This is a genomic window from Sulfurimonas sp. HSL3-2, from assembly GCF_039645965.1.
In the GTDB taxonomy this organism is placed as follows: Bacteria; Campylobacterota; Campylobacteria; order Campylobacterales; family Sulfurimonadaceae; genus Hydrocurvibacter; species Hydrocurvibacter mobilis.
In genome coordinates this window covers 351,941-364,298 of sequence record NZ_CP147917.1, presented here as the reverse complement: position 1 = coordinate 364,298, position 12,358 = coordinate 351,941, and the positions used below count along the sequence as shown (strand labels likewise).

The 12,358-nt window shown below is 38.0% G+C and carries 8 protein-coding genes; 6 read left to right on the top strand and 2 right to left on the bottom strand.

Features of this window, described 5'->3' with window-relative positions; genetic code table 11:
* Nucleotide 1: 1 nt before the first annotated feature.
* Nucleotides 2–1,444: an L-aspartate oxidase gene (gene nadB / locus WCX87_RS01910; protein WP_345981083.1), complete on the bottom strand. Its 1,443-nt coding sequence runs from the start codon at nucleotides 1,442–1,444 to the stop codon at nucleotides 2–4.
* A 113-nt stretch (nucleotides 1,445–1,557) separates the two neighbouring features.
* On the opposite strand from nadB, the gene WCX87_RS01905 reads away from it, so the two are divergent.
* The 6 genes from WCX87_RS01905 (at nucleotide 1,558) to WCX87_RS01880 (ending at nucleotide 9,919) form a co-directional block, all read left to right on the top strand.
* Nucleotides 1,558–2,004: a hypothetical protein gene (locus WCX87_RS01905; protein ID WP_345980354.1), complete on the top strand. Its 447-nt coding sequence runs from the start codon at nucleotides 1,558–1,560 to the stop codon at nucleotides 2,002–2,004.
* On the top strand, nucleotides 1,988–3,784 hold the full coding sequence (gene uvrC, locus WCX87_RS01900; RefSeq protein ID WP_345980353.1) for an excinuclease ABC subunit UvrC: 1,797 nt from the start codon (nucleotides 1,988–1,990) through the stop codon (nucleotides 3,782–3,784). The genes WCX87_RS01905 and uvrC overlap by 17 nt, the downstream gene beginning before the upstream one ends.
* Before the next feature lie 59 nt (nucleotides 3,785–3,843).
* The gene (locus WCX87_RS01895; protein WP_345980352.1) at nucleotides 3,844–4,257 is read left to right on the top strand and encodes a PAS domain-containing protein; all 414 of its coding nucleotides are present in this window, start codon (nucleotides 3,844–3,846) and stop codon (nucleotides 4,255–4,257) included.
* Nucleotides 4,258–4,266: 9 nt separating this feature from the next.
* Nucleotides 4,267–6,180, top strand: a complete 1,914-nt coding sequence (locus tag WCX87_RS01890) for an Hpt domain-containing protein (protein ID WP_345980351.1) — start codon at nucleotides 4,267–4,269, stop codon at nucleotides 6,178–6,180.
* 183 nt (nucleotides 6,181–6,363) lie between these two features.
* Complete coding sequence (locus tag WCX87_RS01885; RefSeq protein ID WP_345980350.1) at nucleotides 6,364–9,528, top strand: ATP-binding protein; 3,165 nt, start codon at nucleotides 6,364–6,366, stop codon at nucleotides 9,526–9,528.
* A gap of 13 nt (nucleotides 9,529–9,541) precedes the next feature.
* Nucleotides 9,542–9,919, top strand: coding sequence for a response regulator (locus WCX87_RS01880; protein ID WP_345980349.1), 378 nt, complete (start codon nucleotides 9,542–9,544; stop codon nucleotides 9,917–9,919).
* A 20-nt stretch (nucleotides 9,920–9,939) separates the two neighbouring features.
* On the opposite strand, the gene lon is transcribed toward WCX87_RS01880, so the two are convergent.
* Nucleotides 9,940–12,357, bottom strand: a complete 2,418-nt coding sequence (gene lon, locus WCX87_RS01875) for an endopeptidase La (RefSeq protein WP_345981082.1) — start codon at nucleotides 12,355–12,357, stop codon at nucleotides 9,940–9,942.
* Between the last annotated feature and the right edge of the window lies 1 nt (nucleotide 12,358).

Sequence of the window (12,358 nt, the reverse complement as noted above, 5' to 3'; positions counted from 1 at the left end):
CCTAGTTTTCTTCTATGGTGTGCACACCAATAGATTTTTCTCGTTTTAAGGCTGAAGTAACTATCTCTTTTGCCGTCAGTAAACGAAATTTAAGAAGTTTACCAATTTTTTCATTTAAAAGAGCATTAATCTGTTCTAATGCTTCTGTTAATCCCTCTTTTGTCCTGACAATAGACACTTTGTCCCACATAATTTTACGAAGAAGATTTTTCTTCTCTTTATCCTCTTTGTAACTCATCACGTCTTTGACGACATCAAACTCGACAAACGGTTTTTTTGTTGTATCTTTTAAGATATCTTCAACGGCACGTTTTGCAAAGACCAGTCCCTCAAGCAGGGAGTTAGAAGCAAGTCTGTTTGCCCCGTGGACACCTGTTGAAGCAACTTCACCTATCGCATATAACGACCCGATTCCCTCGACTCTTGCACTCAGATCAGTCTTTATTCCGCCGATCGCATAGTGAAATGCCGGAGAGATAGGGACTCTGTCATTTGGCAGGTCATAACCAAAGAGCTTCATACTCTTGTAGATATTTGGAAATCTGTGTATAAAATACTCGTAATTGAAGTTCTTAAAGGAGAGATATACCTCTGAACCCGTCTTTTTCTTATAGTCATAGATCGCTTTACTGACGATATCGCGGGAAGCAAGCTCGCCTCTTGGGTCATAATCAAATAAAAATCTTCTGCCAAACTTGTCCTCGATAGTAGCACCCTCTCCTCTTAACGCTTCTGTAAGCAGGAGTTTTTGTGCCGACTCATTTCCGACATATACTGTGGGATGAAACTGCATCATCTCCATCATCTCAAGCTTGATCCCTTTCATGACACACAATCCCTGCATATCGCCGCTGATCGTAGGAGCGTTTGTGTGATACTCATAAAGCGAACCGACACCGCCGCTTGCGATGATCACTTTTTCTGCATAGATATTTCTGAGCTCTCTATGATCGAGAACCGTAACACCGTAACACTCGTTATCTTTTATCAAAAGGTCCACGACTCTTGCGTCAAAAAGCATCGGATGAGGGTTGTGTTCAAGCAGAAAAAGATGCAGATATCTTCCTGTGGCATCACCGCCGGCATGCAGGATCCTCTCTCTTGAGTGAGCCGCCTCTTTTGTATATAAAAGATTGCCTTCGCTGTCTTTATCGAACTCAAAACCCATCTTGATGATATTGTCAATGACCTCACGGGAGTTTTCACTCAGCACATCGACTGCATCTTTATCACAAAGACCGTCACCCGCATTCAGCGTGTCTTCTATATGTACAGGAATATCATCTTTATCAACCGCCAGTGCAATACCGCCTTGTGCATAAAAACTGTTGCATTTAAAAGTCTCACGCTTATTGATTATAAGTACTTTTTTATCTCTTGGTATGTTCATAGCCGCGTAAAGACCGGCTATCCCCGCACCAACAATGATTACATCATATTTTATCATTTGCTATCTGCTTTTACTTGATTTGTAGTAGTATCATTATCTTCATAGTATGGAGCCGCTTTGTAACCGCATCCAAACATATTTAACGATAACAATGCTATAATGACGATATGAAAAATGCTAACCAGATTGTCTCTTCTTTGCAAAGTAAACCTCAATTTTCAAAATTATCTAAAATTCGCTGTATAAAAAAAATTCAAGAACTTTTCCCGATGCATCTGCAAAAAATGATTGTTTACGGATATTTTAAAAACAATACCCTCAATTTTGTACTTAGTCATCCTTGGGCTAAACAGGAATTTGATATTATAATACAATCTATTAAAACACCATTAAAGCAAATGCCTCCTGTCGAATGTAAAGATGCAGCTTTTACCGATATACGAGCCTATGTCTCTTTTAAACCCTACAAAGATGAAAGTCTGCATGAAGGATCAAGTACACATGAGACATTTCCTGAACGCTCACATGCCGAGTTTGTCAACAGTGCACAAGATGAACGATTGTACGATGTTATAGAGGATATCCGTAAGATTTTAAATGATAGACAAGATTAAAAACCTGCCGCAATCTGCGGGAATATATCAGTATTTTAATGAAAAAGGGCAGCTCCTTTACATCGGTAAAGCAAAGAACCTTAAAAACCGTGTAAAAAGCTACTGGTACTTTACTCCTTCACTTCGTCCAAATCCCGCTCTGAATCCAAGAATCGTAAAGATGCTAAACGAGACAGCGTCTATGAACTACATAGTCGTAAACAGCGAACATGACGCACTTATACTTGAAAACTCCCTTATCAAGCAGCTCAAACCAAAATACAATATCCTGCTTCGCGATGACAAGACCTATCCTTACATCTACATAGACTATTCAGAAAAATATCCAAGGTTTGATATAACAAGAAAGATCATAAACGCTAAAGAGGTAAAGTATTTCGGTCCCTACTCCGTAGGAGCCAGAGATATCCTTGATTCCATCTACGAACTCTGTAAACTTGTCCAGAAAAAAAGCTGTCTCAAAGGCAAAAAAGCGTGTCTGTACTATCAGATAAAAAAATGTCTGGCACCATGCGAGTTTAATATCAAAAGTGAACTTTATCAAAAAGAGATAGACAAAGCCGTAAGTTATATAGAAAACAAAAAAGAGCTTATTAAAGAGCTTAAAGAAAAGATGTTTTTTTATGCTGAAGAGCTTCGTTTCGAAGAGGCAAACGAGATAAAAAACAGAGTTCAAAGTATAGAAAAATCTAATATTATATCTCAAATAGATCTTGCTTCAAACGACAACTTCGACATTTTCTGCATATCGTACAAAGAGAACCGTGCAGTCGTTGTCAGGGTCTTTATGAGAAACGGTAAAGTGGTCTCATCTTCACATGATTTTATCTATCTAAACGAAGGCTTTGACAAAGACGAGATATATTACCGCGCGATCATGGAGTACTACGGAAACGAAGCACCTCCTATCATCGCACCGATTTTAGTAGCTGACGAGTTTGAATCAAAAGCGGTTTTAGAAGAGTACCTCTCCTCTTTATTCGGTAAAAAAGCCGATATCTCAAATCCTAAACGAGGCGATAAAAAAAGACTGATCGATCTGGCTTTACTCAATGCCGATGAACTGCTGAATAAGACAAAATCAGATAATACTTATGAGCTGGCTGCAGCAGTAAAAGAGCTTTTCAAACTTCAGCGTTTACCTTTACGGATAGAGGTCTTTGACAACTCTCATATGGCAGGTCAGGCAACAGTCGGAGCAATGGTAGTGTATGAAAACGGTGCGTTCGACAAAGGATCTTACAGGACCTATCATCTTGAAGCCCGTGATGAATATGCCCAGATGAAAGAGATACTGACAAAAAGGATCGAAAGTTTCGAAAAAAACACTCCGCCTGATCTGTGGATACTCGACGGCGGAGAGACACTGCTTAAACTTGCAGAGCAGCTCATTGAATCGAGTGGAGTCTTTTTAGACGTCATTGCCATATCAAAAGAGAAGATAGACGCAAAATCCCACAGAGCTAAAGGTGAAGCAAGAGACATCATCCATACCCTCTATGAGAGTTTCAACTTAAAGACTACGGACAAAAGACTGCAGTTTGTCCAAAGACTCAGAGATGAAGCCCATAGAAGTGCTATTACATTCCATAAAAAAACCAAGCTAAAACTTGACCAAGAAAGTAAACTTTTATCATTAAACGGAATATCTTCTGCAAAGATACAAAAGCTTTTAAGCTATTTTGGGACATTTGAAATGATTAAATCTGCAAGCGAAGATGAAATTGCTTCTATATTAAACCAAAAAGATGCAAAAACTATAAAATTATCTTACAAATAAGTCATTTTTAGTTAATAATATGTTATATTGTCCCCAACTTAGATTTTAAGGTTTTTAGCATGAATAGACCAAAAGTAGTAGATGAAGAGTATCACTTTGAAGGAAGGGCTATCGTAAGTGAAACGGATACAAAAGGTGTCATTACATTTGCAAATAGGAAGTTTTGCGAGATTTCAGGATATACATCTGAAGAACTCATAGGAAAGCCTCACAACATCATAAGACATCCCGATATGCCAAAAGCCGCATTTGCCCAGATGTGGAAAGACATACAATCAGGTCAGACATGGCACGGCTTTGTAAAAAATCTACGAAAAGACGGTCTATACTACTGGGTCGAAACAGAGATCACTCCGGTATTTGATGAAGATAAAAAAATAACAGGGTATATCGCAGCGCGTAAACCTGCAAGTAGAAAAAATATTGAAGAAGCCAGTGCATTATACGCAAAAATGCTTGAAGCTGAAAAATAAGGAATAAGTATGCTGATATACAATCATAAGCAAGAGTTTATTGGAATAGACGAAAAAGATTTAAAACAGTTAGGATTTAAAAATTTAGCAGAGCTACAAAACGAATGTACTGATTTTGCAGACCTTTTTGTAAAAAAACCTAATTACATTCATAATTTTAAAAACTTCAATTGGATTTACTACATACTCCACTCGGATATTCATGAAGCAAAAGTTATAATTAGCGCAAAGAAAAAAAACTTTTCCGCTAATTTAGAACTAGAGACTATTTACCTTTCCGACGCACCAGATCAACCTGCATATGCAATAACCCTTTCAAAACTCAGAGCCATAGACGGCGGTGTAGTCAGTCAAGAACCTGAAGAGAAAACGAGAGAGATTCCTGCTCCAAAATTTGCAATGCCTGAAGAGGTCATAGAAGAAACAGAAGAAGAAGGTCTGCCGGACTTTGAAGATGCACAACCTTTTGAACTTAGTGAACCTGATGTATTTGAGACTCCGGTACATGAAAAAGTGATCGAAGACCCTTATGACTTCGACTTCAATGCACCGTTAGATATTGAAGATATCTATATGCCTCCTGAAGAAAGTCAAACTCTAGAGCCGTTACATGAAGCGGCTGATGAAAGTCAAGAATTTGAGCCGATGGATGAGTTAGAGTCGTCAATCGATATTTATGGCGCTAATGAAGTCGAAGAAGCACCGGTAGAAAAGAAACCTTCAGAGAAACCTATGCTCGGAGACTATACAGTAAGTGCTGCCGATCAAAAATATATCGACAACTTACAAGTCAGCAAAGATTATGCTTATGATCCGCATGTCGCGTCAGATGAACTTGGGCTGCCTGTAGACCTGATCGAAGAGTTTATAGGAGACTTCATACAGCAGTCATATGATTTTAAAGATGAGTTATATAATCATATAGAAAATGTTGACTTTGACGGCGTCAAGCTTTTATCACATAAATTAAAAGGTGTGGCTGCGAACTTAAGAATCGAAGATGCTTTTGAAGTATTGAGCATAATCAACAGTTCAGACAATATGGATGAAGTAAGAGCCAACCTTGATCATTTCTATAAAATCATTGCAAAGCTTGAAGGTAAAGAGATAGTAGAAACAATGCCTCAAGAGACTCCTTCTGTTGAGATGGACACTTTCGAAGAAGAAAGCTTCATTGAACCTGAGCAAGAAAGCCCAACGGAAGATATCGAACTTAAAAATGACTTGATGGAAGAGCAGGAAGAGCTGGAAGAGTATATAGAGCCTATGCCTGAACACGACAAGCATGCTTTTGAAGAAGAGATCCCTCTAAAAGATAACAATATTCTTCATGAACAAGATTTCAATGAGCCGGCAGATATCGAAGAAGACGATATCTATAATGTCGGGATCAAATATCATGATGATGAGCCAATCACTCTGGAACATCACGATTTTTTAGACAATGAAGAGACTCAAGAAGAAGAACAAGCAACTGAACCGCTAGCTGTAGATGACTATAGCTTTGAAGAAAAGCTAGACCTACCGGAAGATGAAGAGATCGGCAGTGAAGAAACATCTGATTTTAATGACCTTCTACCGGTTTCTTTAGAGGAAGAACCTACGTCATTTGAAGAAGCGGATACCCTTGATTATAATAAATCTGCAACAGCAAATGAACTTGGATTTAATGAAGATATCGTCAACCAGCTGTTAACAGAGTTTAAAGAGCAGGCAAACGAGATGGCAGGCAGTTTAGAAAATGCGATAGATAATAATGACTTTGATACACTTAAAAAGTTAGCAATAAGCATCAAAGGTGCTTCTGATAATCTTCGTTTAAATAAAGTCTCAAAAGTTTTAGAGGAGTTGACATCTGTATATGATGAGCAACAAGCAAAACAGCTGTTAGTTAGTTTTAAAAATTACATAAATCAAATATAAGGAAGTTAGATAATGCAAATAGGACTTAAAAACAGGCTAAGACTAATAAGTTTATTTCCAATTATTATTCTTTTCGCATTAGCTTCATATTATGTGTATAACGCATATTCAAGCTATGGCAGTGCCAAACAATTACAAGCGAAACTAAAAGAGAATAGATATCTGACCAACTTACTGGATAATATGTCTCGTGAACGTGGTATGACTATTATGTATCTTGGAAACTCTTCTCCGACAACGCATAAATCACTTCTTGCTCAAAGAGACTTGGTAACGCAAAGTGCCCAAGAGTATTTATCTTATATACAAGACAATACAAGTATACATGACCACTCTAAGGGTACAGCAAATTGTCAAGCTTGTAAAAACAGTGCATCTATATCTACTATTATGAAAAAGACAAAAAATGTAAGAGCACTTGTCGATGATCAGAAAATAAATTTCGATGATGTCTTTTATAACACTTACGGAAAAGCACAGGATGACATTCTTGTTAAAGTGGAAAACATTGCAAATATTCACGTTGACGAAAAAATATCTTCGCTTGTTACTGCTTATCTTTCACTCGTACGTGCACAAGAGTATACAGCTGCTGAAAGAGATTACATCTCATATACACTTGCTCGTTCAACTCCGCTTGAATCAGATGCGATCAACAAATGGCTCTCTTTTATCGGTAAAGCCGATTCTATTACCTATGATGAAGTCGATCCAAATATATATAAACAGTTAAATGACCTGTTTAACAATGAAGACAACACTGACTTAAGTAATGACATTACAGAAGAGCGTTCAAATATTCTAGAAGCTGCAAAAAGCGGTGAATACGATACAGAGTCCGGTATTTGGTTTACTATGCTTTCTGAGAAAGAAAATGTTATTACACAAGCAAAAGATATCATTCTTGCTGAGATGGATAATAGAGCAAAAGTTGTACAGGAAAATGCTATTAGAATCCTGGTAATCGCAATCTCTATATGGGTTATCTCTATAATTGTCGGTATCCTTGGATTCCTACTTTCAAACGATATCGCAAGAAACATCAAAAACCTCGAGTCTGTTTTAAGACGTGTTGCAAAAGATACGGGTGATGATGAAGACAACAGAAACATCAACCTTGATACTGCTTCTGGAACAGCACAGGCTTACCAACTACTTGAAGATATCATCGAGCAAACTCGTCGCGATAAAGAGTACGCAATGGAAGCAAGTGAAGCGAAATCAATGTTCCTTGCAAATATGTCACATGAGATCCGTACTCCTCTTAACGGTATCGTCGGGTTTACGGAACTGCTTAAAGATACTGATCTAAGTGAAGAGCAAAGAGAGTTTATCGATATTATTGAAAAATCATCGGAAAACCTACTTGAAATTATCAATAATATTCTTGACCTTTCTAAAATCGAAAGTAATAAACTTGAGATCGAAGAGGTCGTATTTAATCCTACCGATGAGTTTGAAAGTGCGGTTGAAGTCTATTCTGTCCGTGCATCTGAGAAACATATCGATCTTGGTTGTTATATCGATCCGGAACTTGAACGTCCTATCAAAGGGGATCCTACTAAGATTAAAGAGGTCGTTATCAACCTTCTTTCTAATGCGGTCAAATTTACAAACAGCGGCGGCGCCATTAACGTCGATATACGCCGTATAGAATCTGAGCACAGCGGTAAAGTAAAAATCAGATTCCAAGTTCAAGATAGCGGTATAGGTGTTACCAGTGAACAAAAATCTCGCATCTTCGAAGCATTCAGTCAAGCCGATACATCTATTACACGTAAATACGGCGGTACAGGTCTTGGTCTTACGATCTCAAGCCGTTTCGTTGAACTTATGGGCGGACAGCTAGATCTTGAGAGTGAAGTCGGTCACGGAACTACGTTCTTCTTTACACTGGAATTTGAAGAGATAGAAACTCTCAATGACAGTATTAAAGGAAACTTCTCTAACATCAATGCGTTGATCTTAGATTCTAATACAAAAGAGAAGACACAAAGTAAATACCTTCGTGAGTATCTTGATTTCTACGGTGTAAGCTATACATCGTTTAAAGATCTAAACGAGTTAAATACTTTAGAACAACAGATCAGTTATGATTTGATGTTTGTAGATTATGATTTTGCAAACGAAGAGGATCTTGTTAACTACAGCAAGTCACCGGAAGCTATGGTATTAATCACAAAATCATACTATATGAAGAAAATAGAGACACTTGGATTAAATATCTTTAAAACACTTTACGAGCCGTTAAATACGACTAAATTAAGATCTGTTTTGGAGAACTATGATTCATCATCGTTTAATGAGCAAAAAAACAAAAGAGCACGCCGTAAAAAATTCGATGAAAAAAGCTCTAGATTTGCTGCAAAAGCTTTAGTTGCTGAAGATAATATCATCAATCAGAAACTGATAAAAAGAACGTTAGAAGATCTTGGTATTGAAGTAACGCTAGCAAATAATGGACTGGAAGCTTTCCAAAAACGTAAAAACGGAAACTTTAACATCGTATTTATGGATATTCAGATGCCTGTACTTGACGGTGTTGAAGCGACTCAGGAGATACTAGATTATGAAGAGGATTTCAACCTTCCTCACGTTCCGATAGTAGCACTTACAGCCAATGCTCTAAAAGGCGATAGAGAACGATTTTTGAGTCATGGACTTGATGAGTATACGACTAAACCATTAGTACGTTCTGAGATAATCTCTATCTTAAATCACTTTTTAGCTGATCTTATCGTAGATGTAAAAGCTCAAAAGGTGCAGGATGAAAAAGCTGCGAAAGAGCTCTCACTAAATGAAGATGTAACAAAACAGATCGAAGATGAGAAATCAACTCAAGAGCATGAGATCGAGATAGAATCTCAAACTACAGAGAGTGAAGAACCGACTGAAGCTCCAGAAGCTCTAGATGTTCTTGAAAACGATGCGGAGCCTGCAGAAGAAGAGAATATATCAGTCTTAGAAGAAAATATTGATATCGATGTAGAAAAACCATATGCGGCGGATATCTTACTTACTAAGAAAAATACGATCGAGTCAAAACTCTTTGCACACATACTGGATGAACTAAAATATAGTTATGAAGTAGCAAAAGATGTAGATGAGATGAAAGAAAAGTTAAAAACAAATAGATATAAACTTGCACTATTTGATAAAGAACTAAATGGTTTAGACCTTGCCGGCTTAACGGATGAGCTTAAAGGTATAAACTCTGAAGTTTACTTTGTAATGATGATAGATCCATCAAGCAAAGAGGAAGAAAGCGATGCACTTTATGTTCATGAGATCATAAAAAATATCGTAAACAAAGACCTATTACGCTTAGTGTTTGAAAAATTTGTTTAATCAAGGATGAAAGATGTCAAATAAAAAATTAAAAATTTTAGCTGTAGATGATGATATGATCAATCTAAAGCTGCTAAAATCAATGCTGTTAAAACATGATAATATATCTGAAGTCGTAGAAGCAAGAAACGGTGCCGATGCGATAGGAATACTAAAATCTACGGATGATATAGATATCATTTTGTTAGATATCATTATGCCTGTCATGGGTGGATTAGAGATGCTAAAAGTAGTACGTGCTGATGAGAACCTGCAGCAGATGCCGGTTATTATGCTTACGACTGATGAAACGAAGAAAAGTGAAGCGTTAGAAAGCGGAGCAAACGGCTTTTTAATGAAGCCGGTACGTGCTCACGATCTGGCTGATCAGATCAGTAAACTATCTATATAAAAGATAGTTTACAACTGTCTTTACACAAGTGCTAACTTAAGCACTTGCTCTATTCTTGTAACCCCTACTATCTCAAGATCATCTTGGATCTCTTTTGGAATATCGACAAGATCTCTCTCATAGTTTTTCTGTGGAATAATAACTTTTGTCATCCCTGCTTTATGCGCAGCGATCAATTTCTCTTTCAATCCGCCTATCGGCAGGACATCACCTCTTAAAGAGACTTCTCCGGTCATCGCAAGGTCAGAGCGTACTTTTTTAGAACTAAGAATCGATGCCATAACAGTCGTCATCGCTATACCTGCACTAGGCCCGTCTTTTGGAGTCGCTCCGTCTGGAACGTGGACATGAAGATCGTACCTTTTATACACTTCACTATGATCAATAGCACTATCTTCCTCTTGTTCTTTATATGTCAGAGGAATGTTATAAGACTCTATTTCCAGTTTACCCTCATCGATCAACGTCTTTACGACACTTAACGCGATTCTTGCCGACTCTTTCATGACATCGCCAAGACTTCCTGTTAACTGCATATTGCCTTTACCCTTAATACGGATAGATTCTATCTTTAAGACATCCCCGCCGACACTTGTCCACGCAAGACCATTGACCATACCCACAACAGGTACTTTGTCTGTCTTTTCTATCTCAAATACGCTTTTATCAAAAAAGTCTTTCAGGTTTTTAATAGAAACAGAGACTTTAGATTGTTCTGAGTTTTGAAGCAGTATCTTTGCTGCTTTTCTTGTTAGGTCTGCTATTCTTCGTCTTAGGTTTCTTACACCGGCTTCACGTGTATATTTATGAATGATCTCATGAAGAGCTGTTTTTGAGACAACAAGCTCAGAAGTTTTAAGACCATGTTTTTTAAGCTCTTGTGGAAGCAGATATCTCTTGGCTATCTCAAACTTTTCTTGAGGTGTATAACTAGTAACTGTGATAAACTCCATTCTATCACGTAATGGAGCCGGTATGCCGCCTAGATCATTTGCTGTCGCTATAAATATAACATCTCTTAGATCTATATTGAAATTTAGATAGTAATCTCTAAACTCTTTATTCTGTTCAGGATCGAGTATCTCTAAAAGGACTGCCGTCGGATCGCCTCTATGAGAACGAGCTACTTTGTCTATCTCATCAAGGACGATAACAGGATTCATCTTTTTAGCGTCGATAAGTCCTTGCGCTATACGTCCGGGCATCGCACCTATATATGTTCGTCTGTGACCGCGAAGCTCATTGACATCTTCAAGACCGCCAAGTGCAATACGTACAAGCGGACGGTGAAGTGCTTTTGCAATAGAGTTTGCCAATGATGTTTTACCCACACCCGGAGGTCCGTTAAAACAAAGTATAGCACCTGCCGCATCGCCGTCTTTTTTGCCTCTAAGTTCAAGAAGCTCTTTTACTGCAAAATATTCTACTATTCTCTCTTTAGGTTTTTTCAATGAAAAGTGATCTTCATCTAGCTGTTTTTCAACGTTTTCTATCTTCAATGACTTCTTCGCAAGTTCACCGAACGGGATATCCAGAGTCCACTCTAAGTAGGTCTGTATCATCCCCGCATCTGCAGAATCAGGATGCATTCTTGCATATCTTTCGATCTGTTTGTTGATCTCTTTATATGCATCCTCACCCATCTTCTCTTTTTTAGCAGCCAGTTTTTTACGATACTCTTCTATCTCCTCTTCACGCTGTGTATCCGTTCCGAGTTCACGCTGTATCTGTTTTAACTGCTCTTTTAAAAAGTACTCTTTATTGACTTTTTCGATCTTTGAATGTACTTTGCTTCTTATCTCTTTTTGAAGCTTGTTGGCCTCGATCTCTTCTATCAGATAATCGATAAGGATAAGAAAGCGGCTTTCAATATTAGTCTCGGAAAAAAGCTTATACGCCTGCTCTTTTTTTAGCTTGATGGTACTACAGATAAGATCGACTATACGATTGTACTCATGGTTTTCTTCGATCGTACGAAGAAGATCCGGCGGGAAATAGTTGCTGACTTGAGAGAGTGCACGCACTTTTTCTCTGACGACTTCTAAGACCGCATCCATTCTCAGTTCGTTTGCTACACTTGAGTTAAGGACATTGACATTAGCGATAAGCGGCGAATCGCTTACATGTGAAAGTATTTCACCGCGTGCAAGACCTTGGAAAAGGACTTTGACCCTGCCGTCTGGAAGAGAGACCTTTCTCATAATCGAGCCGATGACCCCTACTTTGTAAAGCGAATCAAAATCTCTTTTGGCTTCATGTCCCGGTTGTGTAGAACAAACGATAACCAGTGTATTCTCGTCCATCGCTTTGTTTGCAGCTGCGATATTGCTTTCATCGCTTAAAAAAAGCGGAGATATCATAAACGGATATAAAAATATTTCATCTTCTGCTATAACAGGGATGTTTGTAGGAAATTCACTATAATTACTTAATTGCATC

What these genes read in the sequence shown, in the direction of transcription:
- WCX87_RS01880 (WP_345980349.1), top strand. Translation starts at nt 9,542, where the DNA reads ATGTCAAATAAAAAATTAAAAATTTTAGCTGTAGATGATGATATGATC.
- WCX87_RS01895 (WP_345980352.1), top strand. Translation starts at nt 3,844, where the DNA reads ATGAATAGACCAAAAGTAGTAGATGAAGAGTATCACTTTGAAGGAAGG.
- uvrC (WP_345980353.1), top strand. Translation starts at nt 1,988, where the DNA reads ATGATAGACAAGATTAAAAACCTGCCGCAATCTGCGGGAATATATCAG.
- WCX87_RS01905 (WP_345980354.1), top strand. Translation starts at nt 1,558, where the DNA reads ATGAAAAATGCTAACCAGATTGTCTCTTCTTTGCAAAGTAAACCTCAA.
- WCX87_RS01890 (WP_345980351.1), top strand. Translation starts at nt 4,267, where the DNA reads ATGCTGATATACAATCATAAGCAAGAGTTTATTGGAATAGACGAAAAA.
- WCX87_RS01885 (WP_345980350.1), top strand. Translation starts at nt 6,364, where the DNA reads ATGTCTCGTGAACGTGGTATGACTATTATGTATCTTGGAAACTCTTCT.
- lon (WP_345981082.1), bottom strand. Translation starts at nt 12,357, where the DNA reads ATGCAATTAAGTAATTATAGTGAATTTCCTACAAACATCCCTGTTATA.